The organism is Mycolicibacterium chlorophenolicum, assembly GCF_001044235.1.
Classification (GTDB): Bacteria; Actinomycetota; Actinomycetes; order Mycobacteriales; family Mycobacteriaceae; genus Mycobacterium; species Mycobacterium chlorophenolicum.
Genome location: NZ_JYNL01000064.1, coordinates 897071 through 922042, shown reverse-complemented (window position 1 = coordinate 922042; position 24972 = coordinate 897071). Strand labels below are relative to the sequence as shown.

Genomic DNA, 24972 nt, shown 5'->3' with positions numbered 1-24972 from the left:
GCCGGCGGTCACCAGCCACCATGACTTTCGGCTCTACCTGGGTCGGCGGTGCGGAGGATCGACTGGGGGTGGTCGGTCACTGGGGAGGTAGTCGATGGTCATCACGATCGGTTCGCGGGGTCACCCCCGATGTCGGTAGAGGTCGAGGTCGCCGATCTCGGGCTGACAGAGGAGCAGGCAGCTCGTCAGCTGGCTGTGGACGGACCCAATGAATTGCCGACCGCGATGCGCCGGAACCTCCTTCGCGAAGCCTGGGATGTTGTGCGCCAGCCGATGCTGTTGCTGCTCCTCGCCGCCGGCGGGGTCAACTTCCTGCTGGCGGAGCCACTGGACGGTGCGTTGTTGATGGCATTCGTCGTCGTGGTCGTCGCCATCTCGATCTACCAGGAGCACAAGACGGGAAAGGCGCTGGCGGCGCTGCGTGATCTGTCGTCACCACGGGCGCTGGTCGTGCGCGACGGAATGCAGAAGCGCGTCGCCGGTAAAGACGTGGTACGCGGCGATCTGCTCATGTTGGCCGAAGGCGACCGGGTACCGGCCGACGCCGTCCTGGTGGACTGCGCGAGCTTCTCCGTCGACGAGTCGGCGCTCACCGGGGAGTCGGTGCCGGTGCGGAAGGTCGCCGTCGAGCGTTCCGAACGGGGTGCTGCGATGGGCCGACCGGGCGGCGATGCGACGCCCTGGGTGTTCTCGGGCACGCTGGTCGTCAAGGGCCACGGCGTGGCGGTCGCCAAGGGCACCGGTGCCGGCACCGAACTGGGAAGGATCGGTGCGGCGCTCAGGACCATCGAACCCGAGCGGACCGCACTGCAGCGCGAAATCGACCGGCTGGTCGGCATTCTCGCCGCACTCGGGATCGCCGCGGCGGTAGCCGTCGTCATCATCTACGGGCTGACTCGTGGCAATTGGCTCGCCGGGACGCTCGCCGGTATCGCGACCGCGATGGCCTTGCTGCCCGAAGAGTTTCCGGTGGTGCTGACGGTCTTCATGGCTGTCGGCGCCTGGCGCATGTCGAAGATGAATGTGCTCACCCGCCGCCCTCCGGTCATCGAGACACTGGGATCGGCCACGGTGCTGTGCGTGGACAAGACCGGAACGCTGACCTTGAACAGGATGACGGTTCGCACCTTGATCGTCGACGGTCAGACCCACACGTGTGACTCGGCACCGTTGCCCGAGAAGTTCCACACCATCGCGGAGATGTCGGTGCTCGCTTCACCGGTCGATCCGTTCGACCCGATGGACAAGGCATTCAGGGAGCTGGGCGACACCTATCTCTCGGGCACATCACATCTGCACGAGAACTGGCAACTCGTCCGTGAATACCCCCTGTCGGACAGGTTGTTGGCCCTGTCGCACGTGTGGCGCTCCCCCGACGGCGGCCACTACGTCATCGCCGCCAAGGGCGCCCCCGAAGCCATCGCAGACCTGTGTCATCTCGACCCTCAACGGCTCACCGCGCTGACCGACCAGGTCGAGGTGGCAACCGCCGACGGTTATCGGGTACTGGCGGTGGCGCGCGCGCAGTTCGACAGCGCGAGAACGCTACCCGCCGGACCCCACGACTTCGACTTCGAGCTGCTGGGCCTGGTCGGGCTGCAGGACCCGATCAGACCGGGCGTCGCCGACGCCGTTGCGGAGTGTCGCCGGGCGAGGATCCGGACGATCATGATCACCGGAGACTATCCGGGCACGGCGCTGGCGATCGCGCGCGACATCGGTCTCGACCACACCGCCGGCTGTATCACCGGACGTGAACTGGAAAAGCTCTCCGAGCAGGAATTGGCCGACCGCGTTCGTTCGGTCAGTGTGTTCGCGCGGATGGTGCCCGAGCAGAAACTTCAACTGGTGCGGGCGCTGCAGTCCAACGGCGAGGTGGTCGGGATGACCGGAGACGGGGTCAACGACGCTCCTGCGCTGCGGGCGGCCGACATCGGCATCGCCATGGGTGCGCACGGCACCGATGTGGCTCGCGAATCGGCCGCGTTGGTGATCACCGATGACGACTTCAGCTCGATCGTGGGCGGAGTGCGCCAAGGGCGCGGGATCTTCGACAACCTTCGCAAAGCGATGGCCTACGTGATCGCCGTGCACCTTCCGATCGTCGGTATGTCGCTGATCCCGCTGTTCGTCACGGATTGGCCACTGGTCCTGCTGCCGGTCCAGATCGCCTTTCTCGAACTGATCATCGATCCCGCCTGTTCGGTGGTCTTCGAGGCCGAGCAGATCGATCCGACGATCATGGACGCACCGCCACGTGACCCGACGGCCCCGATGTTCAGCGCCAGAGTTCTCGGAATCGCTGCACTGCAGGGGCTTTCGCTTCTCGTCGGTACCGCAGCGGTGTACGTGTGGGCCGTGCTCACCGACAGGCCCGACTCGGTGACGCGCTCGGCGACCTTCGCCGCGCTCGTCGTCGGAAATCTGGCGCTGATCCTGGTGAATCGATCCTGGCGGTTATCGGTGTGGCAGACGTTCCGTCAACGTCGCAACCCGACGCTCAAGTGGATTCTCGGCGGGGCCACGCTGCTGCTGGTCGCGACGCTGACGATCCCGGCGCTGCGGTCCCTGTTCAACTTCGGCGCGCTCACGCCGAGCGAATGGTGCATCGCGGTCGGCGCCGGAACCGTCGCGGTCGCCTGGTTCGAGATCTACAAGATCGCGGCGGCCCAGCAACCCACACCGTCCATCGCCGCGGATGGAACGCGGTGACAACCATGAGGTCAGGGTCCGGTATTGCGGTGGGGTTACAGATCGGGACGCAGCCACCGCTGAGTGCCCTGCGGGCCTTCCTCGTCGCGGCGCGTGTGATGAAGCTGGATTCGGTGATGGTCATCGATCACTTCCAGAACGTCTTTCCCAGCAGTATGTGGACCCCCGAGCTGACCTGGTTGGCGGCGCGACGGCCCACGCCGCACGAATTCTTCGACTTTCAGGTGCTGTCCGGCCACCTCGCCTCCCGGGTCGGGCACATGCGTCTCGGGGTCGGAGTGACCGAGGCGATCAGGCGCCACCCTGTTCTGATCGCCCAAGCCATGATGACCCTGTCTCATCTGACGAGGCGGGCACCGATTCTCGGGATCGGCGCGGGCGAACGCATGAACCTCGACCCCTACGGCCTCGACTCCTCCGAGCCGGTCACCCGACTGGACGAGGCGCTTCAGATCATCCGGCTGTGTCTGACGAGTCGGGAACCGATCACGTTCACTGGTCACCATTTTCGACTCGACAATGCTCCGATGGATCTCGAGGCCGCTCCCGGCCGGACCCCCGAGATATGGGTCGCCGGCCACGGACCCCGGATGCTCGCGCTGACCGGACGCTACGGAGACGGATGGTATCCGACCACGGTGGCGTCGCCGGCGGAGTACGCCGACAAGCTGGCGGCGGTGCGGGCTGCTGCCGTCGATGCCGGGCGCGACCCGGGTTCGATCACCCCGGCGCTGCACCGGTTCATGGTGGTCGCGGCCACCGAGCGCGAAGCGCGAGCCATGCTCGAGACGAAAGTCGTTCGGGCGCTGGCACTCATGGCGCCCGCTGCGGTGTGGGAGCACGCCGGCGCTGTGCATCCGTTCGGCGCCGACTTCAATCCCCTGGTCGATTTCATCCCGGGAGACTACGACCGCGCGACCATGGACGAGGCCATCGCCGCTGTGCCTGCGGCGGTGGTCACCGAGGGTCCCTTGCTCTGGGGCAGCCGGGAACAGATCGTCGCCAAACTCCGAACTTTCGGCGAGGCCGGCCTCCGCCATGTGGTCCTCGCGCCGGTCTCGGGGCTCGTCTCCCCGCGCGCGGCACTGTACGGGCTGTGGGCCACCGGTCGGATCGCACGTGCCCTGCGTTGACAAGGAGCGTTGATGGCCTGGCAGGAGATTCAGCCGTTCCTGGTGGCGCTGGCTGTCGGGTTGCTCCTCGGCCTGGAACGCGAACGCAGCCACAGTCGCAAGCTTCCCGCCGGGTCGCGTTCGTTCGCGCTGCTCGCGTTGGTCGGTGCGGTAGCGGCCAGTATCGATCCCTGGGCCGTGACGATCGGGCTGGCCGGCGTCAGCGCGTTGATGACCGTCGCGTATCTCCGCGCCAGCGGCGACGATCCGGGAACGACCACAGCGCTCGCGGCCCTGACGGCCTACGTGCTCGGCGCACTCGCCTACAGCCGCCCCGCTCTGTCTGTGGCGCTCGCGGTGATCGTGGCGGGTCTGCTCGTGTCGAAGACGCGAATCCATCGGTTCGCACGCGACATCGTCAGCGAGGTCGAGTTGGAGGACGCGATCAAGTTCCTGGCGGTGGCATTCGTGATCCTGCCGTTGCTTCCGGATCGGGCGCTCGGACCCTACGGTGTGCTGAACCCGGCGAAACTATGGCTTCTCGTTGTTCTGCTCACCGGTATCGGCTGGCTCGGCTACATCGGTGTCCGCGCACTCGGTCCCGAGCGCGGTCTGCTGATCACGGGCCTGGCCGGCGGGTTCATCTCGGCCACCGCGACCACCGCGTCGATGGGCCGGCTCGGCAGGACCACCGGCAGCATGCGGGCGCCGTTGGCCAGTGCGCTCTTGGCCAGCCTGGCCACCCTCGTCCAACTGCTCATCGTGATCGGCCTCATCGACATCGACGTCCTGCGCCGACTGTGGTTACCGGTGGTGGCCGCAGCGGTTGTGCTCATCGGTGTCGCCGCGTTCTTCTACTGGGGGGCCGGTCGTGATCAGGGGGACGGGACCGCGGACGGCAGCGACGAGATCAGCGTGCCCGCCGGCCGCCCGTTCGCTCTGCGGCCTGCGCTCATCCTGGCCGCGGTCCTGACGTTCGCACTGCTCCTGGGCCGTTGGGGAGGCGATGTCCTCGGGCCCCAGGGCACGATCCTTGCTGCGTTCGCCGCGGGCCTCGCCGATGCCCACGCCGGAGCGGTCGCCGCGGCCAGTCTCGCCGCCCGGGGCGACGTCACCGCCGATACCGCGCTCATCGCGATCGGGGCCGCGCTCGGATCGAACCTGCTCGTCAAGGCGATCCTGGCCTTCGTGGCCGGCGGCCGGCGGTTCGGATTTCGGTTCATCGCCGGGATGGCACCGCCCGCCATCGTCTTCGGCCTCGTACTGACGGCGACCATCTCGATGCGCTAGAGGTCAGAATGGTCAACGGTGCTCGCGCAGCAGACTCGCCCGGCGCCGGTACTCCTCCTCGTCGATGTCACCCCTGGCGAACCGTTCTGCGAGGAGATCCTCCGCAGACGTCTGCGGAGAGCCATGGGATCGCCCGACGCTCTGGCGAGGGCCACCGAGGTACCGGACTGCGAGCACGATGCCGGCGATCACCAGCGCCCACACCAACACCATCATGATGGACATCAGAGCCCAGCCGCCCCAGCCCATGCCACTCCCCCACATCCATCCGTCTCCGTACATCATCGCGACAGTCCTTTCCGGCCGCGAAGTCCGGCACACGTCATGGCCTCCTGTCAGAGTGCGCTCGACAGGCATCCCCTGGTAGAGCCGATGGTCCCTTGAACAGCTCGCGCCGGCGCATGACGAAGCGATCTCGGTCAGGACGAGATCTGGTGTCGGACAGTCCGTTGTTCGGGAGAGAGCTGACACCATCGGACCCGTGAGAGCCACGGCAGCGACGAAGACCGACAGCGGGCTTGCCGTCCGCCTCGCCGCGCTTGCTTCACTGGGTGCAGCGGTCATTCACTGTGCCGTCGTCCCGACGCACTGGCAGGAATGGATTCCGGCTGGGTTGTTCTTCGTCGCGGTGGCACTCTTCCAACTGGTCTGGGCATACGCGGTGATCACCCGCGCGACGACACCGGTTCTGGTCGCCGGGATCATGGTCAACCTCGGAGTGGTGGCGCTATGGGCGCTGACCAGGACCGAGGGAGCACCGTTCGGGCCACATGCCGGGGTGGCCGAAGTGGTCCAGGCTGCGGACCTGTGTGCGGCGGTGTTGGAGATCTATGTCGTGATGGGCGCCGGCTGGGCGTGGTACCGCCGCCACCAGGGAGAGCTGATCCCCGGGTACGCGAACGCGCTGATTCTTCTCGGCGCCTTCGCGGTCGTCACGCTGGCTTCCACGGTCGGCGTCGTCTCGGGGTTACGGCACGGCCACCATGCGCCCTCGATGGCAGAGTCGGGTCATCACGGGCCGAGCGGCGGGCACGCCGACGCGCAGCACGCTCACCCTCCCGAGCCGCCGAGTGCGGAATCCGCGGGCGTCGTTGATTCACCCGAACCTGTCGCTGTCCCCGCCGCTCCGCCGCAGCCGTCGCACGACGGCCACGATGATCACGACCACGGCTGACGTCAGCGGCGCAGGATGGCCCGTGTGCTGGCCTCCGGACTCAGATCCAGCCGACGCAGCAGCTGCGCGTTGAGCGCGACGACCACCGTCGACAGTGACATCAGAATCGCACCGACCGACATCGGCAGGACGAAGCCGATCGGGGCCAGCACACCGGCGGCCAGCGGCACCGAGATCAGGTTGTATCCCGCTCCCCACCAGAGGTTCTGCTTCATCTTGCGATAGGTGGCGCGCGACAGCTCGATCACCGACAGCACCGAGCGCGGATCGGAACTCGCCAAGATGACACCCGCCGAGGCGATCGCGACGTCGGTTCCGGCACCGATCGCGATACCGACGTCAGCCTGAGCCAGTGCCGGCGCGTCGTTGACGCCGTCACCGACCATCGCGACTTTCTTGCCTTCCTGTTGCAGCGCAGCCACTTTCGCCGCCTTGTCGTCCGGGCGCACCCCGGCGAAGACACGGTCGATGCCGAGTTCGCGGGCCACCGCGCCGGCGACAGCTTCAGCGTCACCGGTGATCATGACCACCTCGATGCCGAGTTCGTGCAAGGCATCGACGGCTTCGCGGGATTCGTGGCGGATCTCGTCGGCCAGGCGCAGACCGCCCACCACGGCGCCGTCGCGGACGACGTGGAGGATGATCGCGCCCTCGTCGCGCCACCCGGTGGCGGCGTCGACTTCCCGGGCACCGACCTCCTCGAGCAGGCGCGGACCGCCCACCCGGATCTCGCGGCCGTCGACGACCGCGCGGACACCGACCGCCGGCGACGACGTGAACCCGCTCGCGCGCGCCACGGGGATTCCGCGTTCCTGTGCAGCGTGCACGATGGCCCGCGCCAGAGGGTGCTCGCTGTCGGCTTCTGCTGCCGCGGCCAGTGCGAGGACGGCGTCCCCGGAAAGGTCGCCGACGGTGTCGATCGCGGTGACCGTCGGCTCGCCCTTGGTCAAAGTGCCGGTCTTGTCGAACAGCACGGCATTCACGGTGCGCATGCTCTCGAGGGCGAGCCGGTCTTTGATCAGAACGCCGCCCCGGGCCGCGCGTTCGGTGGCGATGGAAACCACCAGCGGAATCGCCAGACCGAGCGCGTGGGGGCACGCGATGACGAGCACGGTGATCGCCCGCACCACGGCACTGTCCGGATCCCCGACCGTCGTCCACACCGCGGCGGTGACGGCCGCGGTGATCAGCGCGAACCAGAACAGCCAGCCGGCAGCCCGGTCTGCGAGGCGTTGAGCGCGTGACGAGGAGTTCTGCGCTTCGGCGACCAAGCGTTGGATGCCGGCCAGGGTGGTGTCGTCACCGATCGCGGTCACCTCGATCCGCAACCCCGAATCGGTGGCCACGGTTCCCGCCGTGACGGCGTCCCCGACGGCGCGGGCGACCGGGCGGGATTCGCCGGTCACCATCGATTCGTCCATGGCGGCGCGGCCGTCGACGATCCTGCCGTCGGCGGGGACGCTGCCCCCGGGGCGGACGATCACGACGTCGCCGAGGCGCAGATCGGCCGGCGACACAGTGACCGTGTGGTCGCCCTCGATCTTCTCTGCTTCGTCGGGAAGCAGCGCGGCCAGCGAGTCCAGCGCGGACGTCGTCTGCGCCAGGGAGCGCATCTCGACCCAGTGCCCGAGCAGCATGATGACGATCAGCAGCGCGAGTTCCCACCAGAACTCCAGCTCGTGATGGAGCAGGCCGAGGCTGGCGCCCCAGGACGCCAGAAACGCGACGGTGATCGCCAGCCCGATCAGGAGCATCATTCCCGGCTTGCGAGAACGTATCTCGCTGACTGCCCCGGTGAGGAAGGGGCGCCCGCCGACGACGTACATGACGGTGCCCAACAGCGGCGCCACCCAGCGGGCACCAGGGAACTCGGGGACCTGATAACCCAGCAGCATCGCGAACATGGTCGAGAAGACGACCACAGGGATAGCGATGACCACGTTGATCCAGAACAACTTTCGGAATTGAGCGACATGATCGCCGTGGCCCGCATGGCCGCCGTGGCCGGCGTGTCCACCGTGTGTGTCGTGGCCGGCGTGTTCATCGGCGGGAGGTGTCGCTACGGCGGGGCCGTGGTGATCGTGTGGGTGTGTCATGACGCGCTCTCCTTGTCAGAGCTGACCATATACCCCCAGGGGGTATAGGTCAAGCATGACTTCGCACTCGCCGACCTTCGCTCGCTACGTATGACTATGTAACCGGTGTTACATTCAACCGATGGCGAACGACGAATCGACGACGCGCTGGTTGGTGCTCATCGTGAAAGTGCCGGCCGAGCCGTCTCGGCACCGGGTCGCCGTATGGCGGGAGCTGCGCCGGGTCGGCGCACTCCAGGTCGGCCAGGGAGTGTGGACGGTGCCGAATGTCCCGGTGTTCGCCGACGGTGTGGCGCGGGTCATCGAGTTGGCTGAGCGCGGGGAGGGCGAGGTGATGGTCCTCGACGCCGCGGGACGTCACGAGTCGGACGGCGCGCGCCTGGAGTCCCTGTTCACCGCCGAACGCAGCGAAGAGTGGAACGAGTTCCTCGCCGACTGCGCGAAGTTCGACGCGGAGATCGACAAGGAGATCGCCTCGGCCAAGTTCACCGTCGCCGAACTCGAGGAAGAAGAGCAGAGCCTGGATCGGTTGCGGCGATGGCACCGCGACATCATGGTTCGCGACGTGTTCGTCGCCCCGTCCGCCGTCGAGGCCGAACAACGGCTCAAGGCGTGCGCCGATCGCCTCGCCGATTACACCGAACGGGTCTTCGCGGCCCTGCACCAGATGTGAAGTGGCGCCATGAATCTCGACACGCGAATCTTCTACGCCGTCAACGACTTCGCACGGGACACACCGTGGCTGCATCCCGTCGTGTCCGGATATGCCGGCTACGGCGTCCTCCTCTTCGCGGGTCTCCTGCTGTGGGGATGGTGGACAGCGCGTCAGGACGACGACCGCGGTCGCATGGTCGCCGCGGCGTGGGCACCGCTGGGCATGCTCTGCGCACTCGCCATCAACCAGCCCATCGCGTCTGCTGTCGACGAAACGCGACCGTGCCGAGCACTTCACGACATCGTGGTGCTGCACTGCAGCAGCGACGCGGGATTCCCCAGCGATCACGCCGTCATGGCAGGCGCGATCACCGCCGCGCTCTGGCTGGTCCACCGGCAGTTGGGCGTACTCAGCGCCATCGCCGCAGTGGCGATGGCAGCGTCGCGCGTCTACGTCGGCGCGCACTACCCCCAGGACGTCGTTGCCGGACTGCTACTCGGGGCTGCGATCAGTCTGGCCGGGTACCTGCTGGTTCGACCGCTGTTGCGGTGGTTGCTCACACGTGCCGACCGCAGTCCACTGCGCATAGTGCTCAGCCCGGGCGCACCGTCGATTGCCGAGGAATCTCGGACGTGAGGAAAGTCCGATGAACGCCGCACCGGAAGGCCCGGCAGCGGCCGCGCCGGGCCCGACGTCCGCCCGGGGACTCACACCGTGGCATTTCGTTCTGCTCTTCGGCATGGTGAGTCTGCTCGCCGACATGGTGTACGAAGGCGCGCGCAGCATCATCGGGCCCTACCTCGCGACGCTCGGAGCGTCGGCCGCACTCGTCGGATTGGTCGCCGGCGCAGGCGAATTCATCGGGTACGCGTTACGCGTCGTCTCCGGTTATGCCATTGCCCGCACCCAGCACTACTGGGCGTGGACCATCACCGGCTACGCCCTGACCGTGCTGAGCGTGCCGTTGATCGGTGTCAGCGGCGCCCTGGTGCCTGCTCTGCTGCTCTACGGCACCGAGCGACTCGGCAAGGCGGTGCGCTCACCCGCCAAAGACACGCTGCTCTCGCACGCGTCCACGAACACCGGGCGCGGCAGCGCTTTCGGCGTCCACCAGGCACTCGACCAGACCGGCGCCATCGCCGGCCCCCTGCTGCTGGCAGCGGTCCTCAGTGCGCACGCCGGCGACTACCGGCTCGCGTTCGGCGTGCTCATCATCCCCGGCGTGCTGGTGCTGATCCTGCTCGGCTGGCTACGATTCCGCGTCCCGGACCCGCGCAGCTACGAGTCGGACTCCGCGGCTTCGTCTCCATCTCCCGCGGCCGCCACGGCGCGACGCGGCGGGATCGCGCGAGGGCTCCCTGCCCGCTTCTGGCACTACGTGATCACCATCGGCGTGCTGTCCTGCGGCGTCGCCGCCTTTCCCCTGCTGGCCTATCACGCCCAACGCACCGGACTTCTCACGGACGCACAGGTGCCCATCCTGTTCGCGGTCGCGATGGCGGTCGACGGCGCGGCCGGGTTGGTGATGGGCCGCATCTACGACAGGCGCGGACCCCTCACCCTGCTGGCAGTGCCCGTGGCGGCCGCATGCTCTGCGGTCGCCTTCACCGACAATCCGGCCCTGGTGTGGATCGGTGTCGCAGTCTGGGGAATCGTCAACGGTGTGCTCGACTCGACGGTCAAAGCCGTTGTCACCGAGCTGGTCCCGGCCGAAACCCGGGCGATCGCGTTCGGCTGGCTGGCACTGCTGCGAGGGCTGGCGCTGCTCATCGCGGGCGCGCTTCTCGGCGCCGCGTACGACGTCTCCCCCCACTTGGCCATCGCGGTGATCGTGGCGGCCAACGCGGTATCACTGGTCGGCTTGGCGACCGTCCTGCGTCGTCTGCACCCGGCGGTCCCGGCCGGTTGAGACACCCGTCAGGCGCCGGCACCGGGTGCGCGCACCACCATCGGCACGGCGGGGAAGTACGACGCCATCTCGGAGCGTGACTTGCGCAGCGCCGCGGTGCCGTACCCACGCCCCCGTTTCTCCGGATGGATCCAGACACGAACGTTGACTTCGCCGCCGGACAGTTCGCCGAAAACCATGCCGACCTTGTCGTCGCCCTCGAGGACCACGAACCAGGCCGCCTCCTCGGCGCTGACACGACCCTGTGCCGAGCCGATCTCGTTGTCGAGGTCTCCGGCCGGCTCACCGGAACCGTCGCCGGCGGCGCCGACGTCTGCGGTGCGTGCGGCGAAGATGTCGCGGTCGACATGCGACGCGAAGAGTCTCAACTGCAGCGTGTCGCCCGACGAGGCCGGGCGCTCGTTGAGGGTGAACGTCAGCTGACTGTTCAGATCGTCGAGTTCGGCCTTGATCTTGCGTCGTGATTCTCGAGTGAGCTGTTCGAAGGACATGCCGATGACGGCTTCGCCCGCGCGTTGCGATGCCCCGAGAAGCTGCGATATCGCGGCTACCGCGGCCGGACGATCTTCGGCTTCGACGATGGCGTCCAGGAGTTCGTGACGGCGGTCGAGCGCGGTCAACAACGCGTCGGCGATCTCGCGGCGTGCCGCAACTTTGTCATGGTCGGTCATGGCTCTGAGCGTAGGCGCGTCCGGTGCACTGTGTGGCGTTCAGCGAGAGCCGAATCTCTTGGTTTCCGGGAGAAGTGGTCTACATCGCGCACATCTTTCTGCCGGACCATCGACGCCGGTGAGACCCGCGGGTCAGGTCGGAGCCAGAGCCCGCCGCCATTCGTTGTGGACGTCCCAGCCATCGACCACTTCCACCAAGGCCAGGAGTCCAGTGGGATAGACGAGGGACACCAGCCAACGGCTCGAGCCGCCATCACTGACGGAAAACCCCGCCCTCAGAAATCGCCAGAGCCACTTGATCTTCAGCTGATCACGCCGGAAATCGAACGCCACAACCGGTTCGCCTGCTCGAAGCCGAGAGTTGAGATCTGAAACTCCCAAGGCCTTCTCGACCCACTTCGAGTACTCCTTGACCGTGCAGCGCAAACTGTCCTCGCTGAGTTCGAGCGCGGCTCTCGTTGAAAACGGGGTGAAGCGGTTCTCCACCAGGTAGACCTCGGTACGTGGCGGAGGAGACAGGGTCATATCGGGGCTTTGGTCGGTCGTCGACCGTGCAGTCGGTTGTGGCGTTGCGGGCGTGCACCAACAAACGACGATCTGCGTCTCGAGACGATCATCGCCGGCAAGTCTACGACGCCCGCCATTCCCTGCCGGCCGACGAGCGTGCCGGGCAAGGCTCGCCATACAAGGATCCACCGGATCCTGTGGGGCATGCTGGCGAACAGCATGAAAACGGCCCCCGGAGTGTCCTCCGGGGGCCGATTCATTTAGTAGCGGGGACAGGATTCGAACCTGCGACCTCTGGGTTATGAGACACGAATCTTGCGTTTTCGCGTGTGCTCTGCGTCACATTCGCGCAGGTCAGCCGACTTGCAGTATCCGAGGGGATACACCGGATCCCACCGATTCCGGGGAGTTTCGCAGAGTCTTGTCCCCAAATCTGTTCCCAAGTATCGGATCCGCGGCGGTGGTAGGAACGGGCGAAGTGGACTCGACCGCCAACACATATCAACACTGCCGGGCGGCGGCCTGATCAAGCTTCCGACTGCATCCAAGCGCGGAACGCACGTATTGCCAATCACAGCCGAACCTCGTTGGACGCGCGCGGAGGGATCAGTCCGCGAATCTGTAAACGGGAGGTCCCCAACAATGGGTGCGGTTCTGGGCGTCTCGGCGAAGGCGCATGGAGCCGGTTGATTGCAAGCGCCACGGAGATTTCATCCCTCTAACGTCCTCGACCAAGAGGCGGCCCACCAGATGATGGACACACGGATGGACGTTGCGTGCAGCCCCATTCGACCTGCCCGCTTCTTGCTCATCGATGTCCGATGGTCACGAGGTCGCCGTTCGGTTCCTGAGGGGCACCGGTGCGTCGGTTCACGGGCAGGGGCAGCAGGCTGAGGTGATGGCGCCGCAGATCGACGATCTGGTAGGCGATCAATCCAATCAGCGTCGCCAGCAGAGCCGCTGACGTCCACACGGTGCCCCATTGAAGGCCCCCGTGATCGCGGGGCTTGCTCAAGAAGTCGCCGATGGTGGCGCCGAGTGGCCGCGTGAGCACGAAGGCGATCCAGAACAGAACCGTGGCGTTGGCGCTGGTGAACCGGTGGGCTGCCAGCAACACCAGCATGATGGCGGCGAGAAGCGTCGCGCTGTCGCGGAAGCCGAGTCCGAGGCTGTCGGCGAGGAAGTCGCCACTGGAGGTGCCCAGGCTGTTGGAGAACAGGATGGCGACCCAGAAAAGCACCTCTCCGCGCAAGGACGCGACGTTCTCGACGTCAAGGGTTTGTCCGCTGCGCCACCAGATGACGAAGACAATGATCAGTCCGGTGCTGAGTATGGCTGCCCCACCGGGGTAGCCGATGCCGCCAGTGCGGTTCATCAGATCCGACAGGGTGGTGCCGGCAGTCGACGACAGCGCGATCACGATCCAGAAGATGGCCGGGTGGAAGCGCCCGGCTCTGAGCTGGCAGACCGCCGCGATGAGGAGGGCTGCCAGGAACACAACGGTGCTTACGAGGTACCCGGTGCGCAGGGTCTGCGCCAGCAGGTCGCCGCCCGTCTCGCCCAGGGTAGTGGCGGCGATTTTCATTGACCAGAACAGCACGGTGATGTGAGGGAGCTTGCGCATTACCCAGCGCCCGGAGTCTGGGGATGGGTGTGCGGGCAGGTCGGTCCTCGGCGTGGGTCTCGACTCTTCCTCTGAGTCTTGCTGCGGTCGCGGTTCTTTCGCTTGTGCGCTCACCTCGCACAGCGTTAGTGGCGACTGCTGAGAACCGGCTGAGTGAGGCTAAGTCTGCGTTCATTCCGGCTCAGCATCGTCTCAGCGCCGTCGGCGCACTCTCATGGCACCTGCTCGATGACGAGAAAACGAGAGAACTCATGAAGCACTGGGTCGCCATCGCCATCAGCGTGCACAATCTGGCAGCTCGGGCGATCGCGCCACCCGGCGAGTCTCACTGCACGGACGGGTCATCCACCAGCTCGAGCCCCAAGGCTGCGAAGGCATCGTGGCCCGAACGTCGGGTAGGGACTCCCGACCGTGTGTGACCTCGGCGCAGCGTCGGTGGGTCGATTCCCTGGGGAAGGGCAAGGAGGTTCACGGCGTTCAGTATTCGATGCAGCTGGACGCAACGATCATCGTAGACCTGGTGTGTTGAGCGCGAACCCACGCCGGCCACAACCACGTGAGGCCCCGCTGTCCGCCTGGTCGGCGCCAGGCTGCCGGACGTGGGATGCGCTGGGTGTTGTGGGCGTTGGCACGGCGAGACGCGGCCCGTCGGGAGCGCGGTCTGATGTACTGGACGAACGGTCCGAGGACCAGGTGGAGGGTGTTATGCGCATTCTGCTCGTCGAGGATGAACCGCGACTCGCCGAACTGATCCGCCGCGGCTTGGTGGCGGAAGGTTTCGTGGTGGAGGTGACCAGTGACGGGCGTGTCGGGTTCGACGAGGCGATCGGCGGTGGTTTCGATGTCCTAGTGCTCGACATCATGTTGCCGTCAATGAGCGGTTATGAGATCGTCCGCGACTTGCGCAAGGCCCAGGTGTGGACTCCGGTGTTGATGTTGTCGGCCAAGGACGGCGAGTACGACTTGGCCGATGCGTTCGATCTGGGTGCCGATGACTACTTGATCAAACCGTTCTCGTTCGTGGTGCTGATTGCCCGGTTGCGGGCACTTTTGCGCCGCGGCGCGCCGGCGCGTCCGCCGATGCTGCGGATCGATGATCTGGAGTTGGATCCGGCCCGTCACCAGGTGACCCGCGCCGGGGTCGAGGTGCAGTTGACGGGGCGCGAGTACGGGGTGCTGGAGTTCTTGATGCGCCACGCGGGCACGGTGGTGACCAAGCAGGAGATCCTGCAGTCGGTGTGGGATGTGAACTACGAGGGCGACGACAACATTGTCGAGGTCTACGTCGGTTATCTGCGTCGAAAGGTCGATGTACCGTTCGGTACGCAGACGATTCACACTGTGCGCGGCGTGGGCTACCGGATGTCTCCGGCGGCAACATAACTGTCGGTGTCGGCGGCCAGAGTTACGGTGATGCACGCACCGCCGCCGACTCGTTCACCGATGCTGATCGCGCCGTGGTGGGCTGCAACGATCTCGGCGACGATGGCCAACCCGAGTCCGCTGCCGCCGGCGTCGCGGGTGCGAGCAGCATCCAGGCGCACAAACCGTTCGAACACCCGCTCCCGTTGATTGGCAGGGATTCCCGGTCCGTCGTCGCCGATGTGGATGACGGCGTTGCCGTCGACGCGTTCACAGGCAAGTTCGACGATGTTGTGAGCGTGTCGGGCGGCGTTGTCAACGAGGTTGCGCACCATACGAGCAATCTGTCCGCGGTCCCCGGTGACGCGGGCCGCGGTGATTCGTGTTATCACGCTCAATCGGGGATTGCCGTGTAGGCGTGCGGTTTCTGCGGCGAGGATGTCGTCGAGGTCGACATTCTCAGTGCCCGCCTGTAATTGGTGCTCATCAGCGCGTGCCAGCAGCAGCAGGTCGTCGACCAGGACGCGCATACGCGCGGCCTCGGGGATGAGAGACTCCTCCAGCAACTCCGTGTCCAGCATGTCGGGGCGGTTGTGGGCCAACTCCAGCGCGGTGCTGATCGCCGCGAGCGGGCTGCGAAGTTCGTGGGAGACGTCGGAGATGAACTGGCGCTGAGCGGCGTGCCCGGCTTGGAGCCGGCCCAGCATCCGGTTCATGGTCTGCGCGAGGTGGGCGATCTCGTCGCCGGTGGGGGGAACCGGGATGCGGTCGTCGAGCTGCGCGGTGGAGATGGCGTCGACCCGGGCGCGGATGCGTTCCACCGGGTCCAGCGCCCGTCCTACCAGCAGATACGTGGCCCAGGCCACCAGTGCCACGACGAGGGGACCGCTGACCGCCAGCAGCAGCGCGACGGTGGCCACGATCGATTCGACGGGTTCGCGGTTTCCGCCGACCAGCACGGTGACTGGTCCTGCCGGAGTCACTGCACCGCGCGCAGTCACCCAGTAGTCGCCACGCTCGACGGGCAACTGGACGCGCCCGACGTTCACGGTCTGCCCGGCCGGCACCATCATCTCTACCAGCGGCGCCTTGGGTGCCCCGGCGGATGCCAGCCGCACCGTCCCCCGTTCATCGAGGATCTGGATGACGCCGATCTGCCCGTCGGTGCTCAAGACTCCAGGGTCGAGTTCGGTCGCCCGGTCGGTGCGCAACTGCTCGACAAGTTCTGCGGCTCGGGCTTGCGCCGCGGTTTGCGCCGATCCCTGCAACGTGTAGTAGAGGACCGTCAGCATCACGGCCGACGCGACAACGATCCCGATTGTCACCACCACCGCAGCTGCCGCAGTGGAGCGGGTCCGCACCGAGCGCCGGGAGAGCCGACTCATCGCCCGGGTCTGGTGCGGTCGCGCGGTGGCAGTCGAATGCATCGGGCGCTGTCTCCTCACAGTCGGGCTCGGTCCGGGTGGGATGCCCATCGTCGCGACACCCGCTGGGGCGTCGACGTCGTCATCTCATTGTTCGCCGTTCGTCGAGGACGCGAAACGCCCAGGGTGCACTGACCTGGGACCACGATGCCCGTCAATGGTGCCCCGCCCGTAACAGCGCTCAGCTCGCCATCGCGCAGGGTCGCCTTGCGCACCCATTGCAGACCCCTAACCAACAGCAGCGCACCCATCGGGAGCAGGGGTCGATCGGCATCAGCGAGACCGCCGCGGCGAGAGCAGCGAAGCCGCATTTTTTGACGCTACTCAGGAGACGCCCGTGGCGATGGCATCCTCCGTCGAGGACGATCCGCCCGCGCCGCGCGGTTCCATCATCCGCCGGTACGCGAGATGCGCGAGCATCGTCGCTGCCGCACCGAGCACCAAGCCGCCCAGGACGTCAATGGCCCAGTGCACTCCCAGATACAAGCGGGTGAACCCCACCGCACCCGCGGTCACCGCGGTCACCGCAGCCCACGCTGCACGAGTCGCAGGCCCCCAGTGGTGGCCCGCGACGACGGCCAGCACACCGAACAGGGACACGGTCGCGGTGACATGGCCCGACGGGAACGAGTGGTCGGTCTCGCTGATCAGCTGTACGCCGGCGGGCGGGCGGTGAGCGCCGACGACGATCTTGGTCAGAGTGCTGACCGCCCCCGCGCCGGCCACGGTGGCCAGCACCACCAGTGGCGGGCGTAGCGACCCGAGCCGAAGCCAGACCAGACTGGCCGCCACCACCGCGAGCACTGCGGTGCCCACCGGACTGAAAACGGTGGTGATCGCCAGCGTCCACGTCGTCAACATGGGGTTGCGGTGGGTGAGCATCGCATCGAGAACGGCATGGTCGAAACCGGTGCCGGACCGCACCTGATGGGCCAGCAGACTCAGCACGGCGAACAGCGTGAGCAATACCCCCGCGAGTATCGCGGCGCCGGCGGACCGGTGGCGGACGGCGGGAATCGTCATGGGTGCCAGCGTCACCGTTGGCCGCTGAGGATCCGCTGAACGGCCAGGTCAACGGATCCGCTCTCGCGGACGTGAAGGGGCTGGGCTGCGTCGCTCACTGGTCGCGGATCAGCGTCTGCGCGGGGCGCCGCGTGAACAGCACGACGGCGACGGCAGCGACTGCGCCCAGTGCGCCTGTGGTCACGGCAGCGGTTGCACTCAGGTAAAGCCACGGAACCGCGACGGTGTCCGGTGGCGGGTCGAATACTCCACGCAGCACCTTGACCAGCATCAGTGAGAGAACGGATCCGGTGACGCCGCCAGCGAGGATTCCGGCGGCGGTCAGGACGCTGGTTTCACTGAACACCAGTGCGCGCAGGTGGCGGCTTCGCGCGCCCAGCGCGACCATCAAGGCATAGCTGCGGCGGCGATCGGCCAGCCCGAGGCCGAGCACGAGCGCGCCCGCGCCGATGGCGAGTACCAGCGCGAAGGACAGTTCGATGCGGGTCAGGCCGCTCAGGTCCACCGCGGTCAGGCTGGATCCGACCTGGGCGCGTACCGAGGCGATGTCGGTGACGGTCGCGCCGGCGCCCACCACCGCCCGGACACGGGCAGCAACGGCCGCGGTGTCGCGGCCACCCGTGTCGATCAGGTACACGTTGGGGGTGGCGGCGCCGGTCTGGGTGGCGAGGTAGTCGGCGTTGGCGACCAGGAAGCTGTCTTTGGGGGCAGTGGGGAACTCGGTGACCACCCCGGCGTAATGGAAGGAGATCGGGCGGGGCTGCTTGGTGGAGGCGTCGACGAGGCGCAGCGTGACCGGGTCGCCGGGTTGGAGTTGGAAGTCGTGCACCGTTTCGGCGGACAGCAGGATCGAGTCCGGGGCGTGGGTCAGGGCGCTCATCCGGGTGGCCGCATCCGATTGCGGGAAGTAGCCGTTCTGCAGGGCCGTGGCGCGTGTGAACGAGGCCGGGTGTACCGCGTAGAGGTCTTGCAGGTCGGCACCGATATAGGCGAACCGGTGGGCCATGGGTTCGACGGCGCGCACGCCGGGAATGGCAGCGAACCGCGCGGTGACCTCGGCGGGAAGTGGCGTGGTGGTGGTGACGGTGACGTCGGCGCCGTTGGTCAGCTGCGCGTCGACTTCGGCCTGCTGGCGGTAGGTGGCGTTGAACGTGGCGGTGGAAGCGGCGAACGCCACCGCCAAGGTGAGCAGGACGATTCCGCGAACCAAGGGGCGCCGCGCGCGGGACAGACCCGCCCCGACAGTGCCCGCAAGCTCGGCGGTGAACGGTCGCAGCACGACGGCGATCAGGCGGTGGCCGCGCCCGAGCAGCAGGTCGGCCAGTCGCCAGGTCAGCAGCCCGGCACCGATCCACAACAGCGCGGGCCCGGCGAATGCCCAGTAGGACACCGAGATTGCGGGCACTCCTTCCGGCGCCAACACCAGCTGATACCCGCTGCCGGTGGTGGCGTAGAACACCAGCACAGCGCCGGCCAGGATGAGGCCGTCGACGCCGAGGCGCGCCCAGGTCGGCAGGCTGGATGAACCGTGACGCCGTCGCGCGTCGGCCACGGTGCGGCCGCGCAGTTCGCGCCACACCGGCAGCAGCACCGTCGCGGCTGCCACCGCCATCCCTGTCGCAGCGGCGGCCGCCGGCCAGCCCAACGCGGCGGTGGTCGTCGTCCCGAATCGGGGTGATCCGAACGCCAGCGTGTTGACGACCGCCGCGCCGAGCACACCAGCCAGCGCCCCGGCGGCGCCGATGATCGCCGCCTCGGCAGTGGCCAACACGAGGAGTTGGCGTGCGGTTGCCCCCCGTACCCGCAGCAGCGCCTGCTCGGCGCGGCGGCGGCCGGCGCCGGCTGCGGTGACGGTGGAGGTGAGCAGGGCGGCCAAAACCGCGCCGGGCAGCCCCAGGAACAAGAACAGGACTCGGGCGTAGGCGGCGTCCCCGCGGGCGGCGTCTAACGCGGCACCCAGGTTGTCACCGACCAGCACCGCGCCGGCGCTGCGGGCTTCCAGATTGTGCGCCGCGCCGCGCACCGCGGAGTAGGCGACGGCCGGATCGGGCGGTAGGCGATGGTCGCGTCGCAAATGGACTTGGGTGGAGATCAGGTCCGGGCGGTTTACGGCCATCGCGTCGAACACGTTGTGCCACTCCCGCTCTGGCAGCAACACAACGTTGTCCGGCGGTGCGGCTGGTTGCGCGGTGGGCGGGGCGCCGACGGTTTGAAACAACGAATTCGCCTGCGGCAGTTCGACTATTCCGGCGACCCGCACCGCGACCGGAGGCAATCCGTCGCGGCCTATGCTGATCATGTCGCCGGGAGCGGCGTGCAGGTTGGCCGCGGTCTGCTGGGCCAGCAACACCCCGCTGTCCGCACCGGTGAGGGTGCGGAACTGCTGCGGGAACAGCTGTCGGTAGGTGGCTGGGATACCCAGCACCATGCCCGGGCCGGTGGTCTGGGAGCTGCCCCCGACAATGGCCGACAACCCGTTGGTGTGGGCGAACCCGACCGGTGCGACGGCGGCCACACCGGGGACCGCGGTGATCAGCCTGGAGGCGGCGATCGTGTCGGCGCCGGGGTTGAGTTGAACTTGCCAGTCCACCGCGACGCTGCGCACCGCCCGTTCGGTCATCGTGGCTTGCGAGGTCGCCAGAAACGATCCGAGGGTGGCGATCAGCGCGACGGCGACCGCGACGCCGACGGCTGCGCCCAGCAGCCGTGCGCGTTGACGGCGCAGCAGGCCGGTCAACCACACCCGGATCATCGCCGCTGCCCGTCGAGGCTGGTCCTGCGCAGCCGGCCGTCGCGCATCGCCCATTCCATGGGCAATCGGCGGGCCACTACCGGGTCGTGGGTGGACACGATCAGTGCCGAGCCGAGATCATCGGCGGCACCCAGCAGAACGTCGATCACCAGGGCGGCGGCGGCGTGGTCGAGTTGACCGGTGGGTTCATCGGCCAGGATCAGCCGCGGCGCCGCGGCCAGGACGCGTGCAATGCCGACGCGCTGAGCCTGACCGCCGGACAGGGTGTCAGGCATCGCGGTAGCCAGGGCGCAGATCCCCAGCCGGCTCAACGCCGCGTGGGCGCGGTTGGTTGCGTCTGCTTCGCGGCATCCGGCAAACAGCAGTGGTAGGCGGACGTTCTCGGTGACATTGAGGTTGGGCACCAAGCTGCGGCCCTGGAAGACCAGTCCAGCCGCGACAGGGGCCGCGTCCGGGTCCGCGTCGGGCCAGCACACGCTGCCGGAGGTGGGGGTGACCAGACCGGCCAGCAGGTGCAACAGCGTCGACTTACCCGATCCCGACGGGCCGGTCAGCGCGATGCGGTCACCCGAGGTCACGGATACGGTGACACCGCGGACGGCCACTACCGTGCCCGCGCCAGTACCGAAACAGCGGGTCAGCCGCTCGGTGCGCACCACGGCATCCTCGCCACGCTCTGAGGTCACGCCGATAGTGGTGCGTCCGAGGCTGGTCATGGCAGCACCTGGCCGTCGACCAGCGTGATCACGCGGTCAGCGCGGGTGGCCACGGCAGGGCTATGGCTGGCGATCAGAATCGCCGCCCCGGCCTTCGCCCGTGCCTGCAGAATGGCCAGCACGTCGGATTCGGTGGCGGTGTCCAATTCGCCGGTGGGTTCGTCGGCCAGCACAACCTCGGGGTCGTTGGCCAGGGCGACGGCCAGCCCGGCGCGGGCCAACTCGCCACCAGATAACTCCTCGGGGTAGGCGTCGGCGCGCTCGGCAATACCGAGGGAGGCCAGCAGCACCGCGGCATGTGTTCGGCCGGATCCGCCGGACAGCCGCTGCGCCAGCACGACATTCTGCTCGACGGTGAACGGCAACAACAGATTCCGATCCTGGTACAGCACGCCCACATGTCGGGAACGCAGCCGGGAACGCGATCGTTCGGGCTGATGACTGAGACGCTGACCGCTCAGCCAGACTGTGCCGCCGTCGGGTTCGTCCAGGCCCGCCAAGCAGGCAAGCAATGTGGACTTGCCCGAGCCCGACGGGCCGACCACGGCGACCAGCTCGCCCGGGCGCAGGATCAGCGACACCCCGCGCAATGCCTGCGTCTCCTCCTCCCCGGCTCTGAAGAACCGGTACAGCGCGGCGGCCTGGACCACCGGCATCGCCACGGCCGGCATGGTCGGTGTGCTCATCGCAGCCACGTGAATGAGTCGGTGACGGTGCGCCACGGGTCCACGGTGTCCGATCCGGCCGGCGCGGCCAGGGTCACCGCCACCCCTCGCCCGTTGCGGGCGTACTCGTAGCGCGAGACGTCCTGGCGCACCGATTTACCGGTGACCGGGCTCGGCGCGGAATCGGCCTGATAGGTGACCTGTATGACTGAACCCGCCGGTCGTTGCACCGTCGTCACCGTTCCATCTGCGAAACCCATTGCACGGGAGGCAATCTCGGGAATTTCGACGGTGCGCGCATACGCTTCGGTGGGTTGATAGAAGCCGTCGTGCGGAACCACGGTGATGCTGTTGTATTTGTCGCTGAACGTCACTGTGGTTCCAGAACCGGTGCGCGCCCAGCCCTCGGGATGTTTCAACGAGTAGGACCCGTCGGCGGCGGTGAAAGTCACGAAGGCCTGATTGTCCGGAATGTCACCAGGCGGGTTGGATTCGGTCACCGACGCTGCGGCGCCGGCCGATGGCGCGGCCGGACCGGCGGACGGATTACCGCCGGCGCATCCCGCGGCCACGGCGACGACCGCGACGCCGCCGACCACCGCCAGCAGTAGGGGTCTGATGACTGGCATGAGCTCTTCCTCGCAATTCGACTGGATGGGGTGCCACGACTGCTCTGCTGAGATATCGCCCGGGCAGCGATGAGTTTGCCTAGCAGGGGCCGTCGGGGACCTCCGGTCCACCCTGGTCGCCGTCTTGGACATTGTCGGTGTCCGATACGCCCGGCTGATCCGGGGTGTCGCCGGGCCCGCGAGCGTCGCACTGCGGCGGGGCCGGCGGCGGCGGGGTGGCGTATGCCGGCGCCATGCCCGCACCGCCGACCGTCGCGGCGGCCATCAGAGCGCCGATTCCGGCGAGCACACGCTGCGTGGACTTCATCATGAGTGGGTGTCCTTCCCGTTCAGTCAGCCCTATCGGCTGATGCGTTCACCGTGCTCGCCACCGACTGAACATTCGCTGTGCCCAGCTGAGGAGGCCTACAGCGAGGTACACCAACCGTCGGGTTCGACGACGAATGCCTGACATGGAGGGCGCCGGAATTCCCGTCCGCGGTCTTCTGCCTGGTGGGGTAGGTCCAGCCTGCTTGCGTGTCGCTCGCGCATGTGAGAGCCGCGGTCGGACGGTGTCAGTGTCTACTTGGGTGCGATCTGGCAGCATGAGGCAACGGTGCCCTCCTCCACATTGGCAGCAACTCCTCCGGGCCGCGTGAGCCTCGTCTTTGCGGGTCTGTCGACTGTTGGTAATAGTGGCGATCAAATGGGAACCCCACCCCCGCGGCCGCCTCGTACCGTGCCGGCTACGCGGCAGCATCCAATCCGACGGTCATGCGGGATGCACGGCCAAACCTGGTCTTACAGCGTCGAATTGGTGCGCAACGATCGCCGAGTCAAAGCTTCTCGTGGAAGAATCAAGCATCACCGCTGCCGACGTCATCGCCGGTTGTACTGGCGCGGTAGCGGATTCCATGGAGTGGGGGCTATTCCTACTGCGGCCACGCTCGAGGCGCGGCGACAATCACCACAGGGTCGGATGGCCCCTACGGCGTTCGCAGCATGCCGTACCACCGCAACCGCCGATGGCAGAAACTGACAGTTTTCAGCGGGCTTTCAGCGTCCCCGCCTTAGCGTCTGCCTGGCTTCAAGACCTAGGCTCGCCTTACCTAACAGCAGCGGCCGCGCAGGGAAGGGTTCGACCACATAGTGAATTTTGCAGACGGTGTCGACGCCCCCTCCATCGCCGTGCAGCTGGCAGGAAGCGGCCTTATCGGTGTTCGAGAGGGTCTGGAGACCGGCATCGTCGTGATGATCCTTGTCGCCCTCCTCGTGAAGTCTGACCGTCGGGACTCTCTCAAGTGGGTCACGGTGGGAGTGCTGGCCGCGGTCGTGTTGGTTGCCGCCATCTTCTTCGGCATCCACTACGGCACGTCGACGCTGTCAGGGCTTGAGGCCGAACTCATTGCCGGGGTTGCGTCCCTCATCGCGGTCCTGATCGTCACTTGGATGGTGTTGTGGATGCGAACCGCGGCACGCGGGATCTCCGGTGAACTGCGCGCCGACATGACCCGGGCGCTGTTCGTCGGCCCCGTCGCGGTCGTCAGCTTGGCCTTTCTGTCGGTCGGACGCGAGGGCGTGGAGACGGCGCTTCTGATGGTCGGCTACGCCGAGAACACTGCGGGCAGTTCGTGGCCACTTATCGGCCTGCTGCTGGGCATTGCTGTCGCTGCCATGCTCACCGTGTTCATGTACTTCGGATCGTTGCGCATCAACTTCGCCACGTTCTTCAAGTACACTGGCGCGCTGCTGGTGGTCGTGGCGGCAGGGATCCTCGCCTATGGCCTGCGCGCACTACAAACCGTCGGTTGGCTTCCCGGCCTGTCCAACACAGCCTTCGACGTGTCCGCGCACTTCGAGTTGTCGAGCTGGTACGGCGCAATGTTGCAGGGAATATTCAACTTCCGCCCGGATCCGACGGTTCTGCAGGTGGTGGCGTGGGGCCTCTACGTCGCGATCGTCCTGAGCGTGTTCCTGCGGCCACAGTCGAGGCCCGTCGCCGCCCACCGATCTCCCGGACACCTTGAACCAGAACACGTCCACACCGAGCACCACAGGTGAGACCGTCGTCATCATCGACGAAATCAGCTGCGCTGCAACACCCAACAGCCCAGCGGCGGCCAACGCGCCCTTACAGGTGACCAACGGCGGCCGAACAGTCACTGAGTTTCACCCATACGCCATCGGCGACCAGGTGCTCGGCGAGGCCGAGACCCTCGCCCGGGGAGAGCCGTCTGCTCATCATGGAAACGGCCGAGCGGCCCCTGCCAGCCCACACCTACCTGCGTTTAAGGCTTCCCGTCACCGCGTCTCGCGGCTCTCAGCGCGGCTTCAGCGAAGCCTCCGTACGTTCCCGAAACATGAGTGATGGAACACGATCGTCCTCGATCGAGAAACCCCGGGAAATGCTGAGCAAGGTCCCAGAAATCACCGTGTGGTTCTGGGTTATCAAGATTCTTTGCACCACCGTCGGCGAAAGCTTCGCCGACTGGATCAACATGACCCTCGGCGTCGGCCTGAACCTGGCTGTGTCAACCCGATCTGGGACCACGATGACGGCCTGACTGGGACCCACCTGGCACCGGCTAATCACGCCCTTGGTCTCGGTGGTCACTGCCGAGTGGCGAGGGCTATAGGTATCTGCAGANTGGCTGTGTCAACCCGATCTGGGA

At 67.1% G+C, this 24972-nt stretch carries 21 protein-coding genes and 1 pseudogene; 10 read left to right on the top strand and 12 right to left on the bottom strand.

Annotated features, from left to right (window positions below):
* Positions 1–129 precede the first annotated feature (129 nt).
* Genes MCHLDSM_RS26670 through MCHLDSM_RS26660 form a run of 3 tightly spaced genes read left to right on the top strand, consistent with a single transcriptional unit; the run spans position 130 to position 5114 of the window.
* The gene (locus MCHLDSM_RS26670) at positions 130–2712 is read left to right on the top strand and encodes a cation-translocating P-type ATPase (protein ID WP_048472709.1); all 2583 of its coding nucleotides are present in this window, start codon (positions 130–132) and stop codon (positions 2710–2712) included.
* A 5-nt stretch (positions 2713–2717) separates the two neighbouring features.
* On the top strand, positions 2718–3845 hold the full coding sequence (locus tag MCHLDSM_RS26665; protein WP_053083091.1) for an LLM class flavin-dependent oxidoreductase: 1128 nt from the start codon (positions 2718–2720) through the stop codon (positions 3843–3845).
* Between the two features lie 12 nt (positions 3846–3857).
* On the top strand, positions 3858–5114 hold the full coding sequence (locus MCHLDSM_RS26660) for an MgtC/SapB family protein (protein WP_048472708.1): 1257 nt from the start codon (positions 3858–3860) through the stop codon (positions 5112–5114).
* A gap of 12 nt (positions 5115–5126) precedes the next feature.
* Here the strand turns inward: MCHLDSM_RS26660 and MCHLDSM_RS26655 are convergent, their stop codons facing one another.
* Entirely contained in the window at positions 5127–5399 is a 273-nt protein-coding gene (locus MCHLDSM_RS26655; RefSeq protein ID WP_048472707.1) for an SHOCT domain-containing protein, read from the bottom strand.
* Positions 5400–5595: 196 nt separating this feature from the next.
* Here MCHLDSM_RS26655 and MCHLDSM_RS26650 point away from each other — a divergent pair, with 196 nt between their 5' ends.
* Entirely contained in the window at positions 5596–6288 is a 693-nt protein-coding gene (locus MCHLDSM_RS26650) for a hypothetical protein (protein WP_234714198.1), read from the top strand.
* A 2-nt stretch (positions 6289–6290) separates the two neighbouring features.
* Here the strand turns inward: MCHLDSM_RS26650 and MCHLDSM_RS26645 are convergent, their stop codons facing one another.
* Positions 6291–8384: a heavy metal translocating P-type ATPase gene (locus tag MCHLDSM_RS26645; RefSeq protein WP_048472705.1), complete on the bottom strand. Its 2094-nt coding sequence runs from the start codon at positions 8382–8384 to the stop codon at positions 6291–6293.
* A 121-nt stretch (positions 8385–8505) separates the two neighbouring features.
* On the opposite strand from MCHLDSM_RS26645, the gene MCHLDSM_RS26640 reads away from it, so the two are divergent.
* Genes MCHLDSM_RS26640 through MCHLDSM_RS26630 form a run of 3 tightly spaced genes read left to right on the top strand, consistent with a single transcriptional unit; the run spans position 8506 to position 10948 of the window.
* Positions 8506–9057 carry a Chromate resistance protein ChrB gene (locus MCHLDSM_RS26640; protein WP_048472704.1) on the top strand — a complete coding sequence of 184 codons (552 nt, stop codon included), beginning with the start codon at positions 8506–8508 and terminating at the stop codon, positions 9055–9057.
* Positions 9058–9066: 9 nt separating this feature from the next.
* Entirely contained in the window at positions 9067–9675 is a 609-nt protein-coding gene (locus MCHLDSM_RS26635; RefSeq protein ID WP_048472703.1) for a phosphatase PAP2 family protein, read from the top strand.
* 10 nt (positions 9676–9685) lie between these two features.
* Positions 9686–10948 carry an MFS transporter gene (locus MCHLDSM_RS26630; RefSeq protein ID WP_048472702.1) on the top strand — a complete coding sequence of 421 codons (1263 nt, stop codon included), beginning with the start codon at positions 9686–9688 and terminating at the stop codon, positions 10946–10948.
* Between the two features lie 8 nt (positions 10949–10956).
* Here MCHLDSM_RS26630 and MCHLDSM_RS26625 read toward each other — a convergent pair whose 3' ends face one another.
* The 3 genes from MCHLDSM_RS26625 to MCHLDSM_RS26615 form a co-directional block, all read right to left on the bottom strand.
* Positions 10957–11619 carry a GNAT family N-acetyltransferase gene (locus MCHLDSM_RS26625; protein WP_048472701.1) on the bottom strand — a complete coding sequence of 221 codons (663 nt, stop codon included), beginning with the start codon at positions 11617–11619 and terminating at the stop codon, positions 10957–10959.
* Between the two features lie 132 nt (positions 11620–11751).
* On the bottom strand, positions 11752–12105 hold the full coding sequence (locus MCHLDSM_RS26620; RefSeq protein WP_234714197.1) for a hypothetical protein: 354 nt from the start codon (positions 12103–12105) through the stop codon (positions 11752–11754).
* Between the two features lie 829 nt (positions 12106–12934).
* Positions 12935–13750, bottom strand: coding sequence for a COG4705 family protein (locus MCHLDSM_RS26615; protein WP_048472699.1), 816 nt, complete (start codon positions 13748–13750; stop codon positions 12935–12937).
* A 705-nt stretch (positions 13751–14455) separates the two neighbouring features.
* Here MCHLDSM_RS26615 and MCHLDSM_RS26610 point away from each other — a divergent pair.
* The gene (locus MCHLDSM_RS26610; protein WP_048472698.1) at positions 14456–15133 is read left to right on the top strand and encodes a response regulator transcription factor; all 678 of its coding nucleotides are present in this window, start codon (positions 14456–14458) and stop codon (positions 15131–15133) included.
* Here MCHLDSM_RS26610 and MCHLDSM_RS26605 read toward each other — a convergent pair.
* The 7 genes from MCHLDSM_RS26605 to MCHLDSM_RS26575 form a co-directional block, all read right to left on the bottom strand.
* Positions 15106–16497, bottom strand: a complete 1392-nt coding sequence (locus tag MCHLDSM_RS26605) for a sensor histidine kinase (RefSeq protein WP_048472697.1) — start codon at positions 16495–16497, stop codon at positions 15106–15108. The genes MCHLDSM_RS26610 and MCHLDSM_RS26605 overlap by 28 nt on opposite strands.
* A 363-nt stretch (positions 16498–16860) precedes the next feature.
* Positions 16861–17559 carry a phosphatase PAP2 family protein gene (locus tag MCHLDSM_RS26600; protein WP_109788959.1) on the bottom strand — a complete coding sequence of 233 codons (699 nt, stop codon included), beginning with the start codon at positions 17557–17559 and terminating at the stop codon, positions 16861–16863.
* Between the two features lie 94 nt (positions 17560–17653).
* Positions 17654–20311: an ABC transporter permease gene (locus MCHLDSM_RS40155; RefSeq protein WP_048472696.1), complete on the bottom strand. Its 2658-nt coding sequence runs from the start codon at positions 20309–20311 to the stop codon at positions 17654–17656.
* Positions 20308–21027, bottom strand: a complete 720-nt coding sequence (locus MCHLDSM_RS26590; protein WP_082169081.1) for an ABC transporter ATP-binding protein — start codon at positions 21025–21027, stop codon at positions 20308–20310. The genes MCHLDSM_RS40155 and MCHLDSM_RS26590 overlap by 4 nt, the downstream gene beginning before the upstream one ends.
* Positions 21024–21713, bottom strand: a complete 690-nt coding sequence (locus tag MCHLDSM_RS26585; protein ID WP_048472695.1) for an ABC transporter ATP-binding protein — start codon at positions 21711–21713, stop codon at positions 21024–21026. Before MCHLDSM_RS26585 ends, MCHLDSM_RS26590 begins: the two co-directional genes overlap by 4 nt.
* Positions 21710–22321, bottom strand: coding sequence for a hypothetical protein (locus MCHLDSM_RS26580; protein ID WP_048472694.1), 612 nt, complete (start codon positions 22319–22321; stop codon positions 21710–21712). The genes MCHLDSM_RS26585 and MCHLDSM_RS26580 overlap by 4 nt, the downstream gene beginning before the upstream one ends.
* 79 nt (positions 22322–22400) lie before the next feature.
* Positions 22401–22631, bottom strand: coding sequence for a hypothetical protein (locus tag MCHLDSM_RS26575; protein ID WP_048472693.1), 231 nt, complete (start codon positions 22629–22631; stop codon positions 22401–22403).
* Between the two features lie 818 nt (positions 22632–23449).
* Between MCHLDSM_RS26575 and efeU the strand changes: the two genes are divergently transcribed.
* Both efeU and MCHLDSM_RS40150 read left to right on the top strand, forming a co-directional pair.
* A complete protein-coding gene (gene efeU / locus MCHLDSM_RS26570; protein ID WP_048472692.1) occupies positions 23450–24361 on the top strand; it encodes an iron uptake transporter permease EfeU in 912 nt (303 codons plus the stop codon).
* Between the two features lie 299 nt (positions 24362–24660).
* A pseudogene (locus MCHLDSM_RS40150) lies at positions 24661–24822 on the top strand (hypothetical protein); the annotation flags it as partial.
* Positions 24823–24972: the final 150 nt, after the last annotated feature.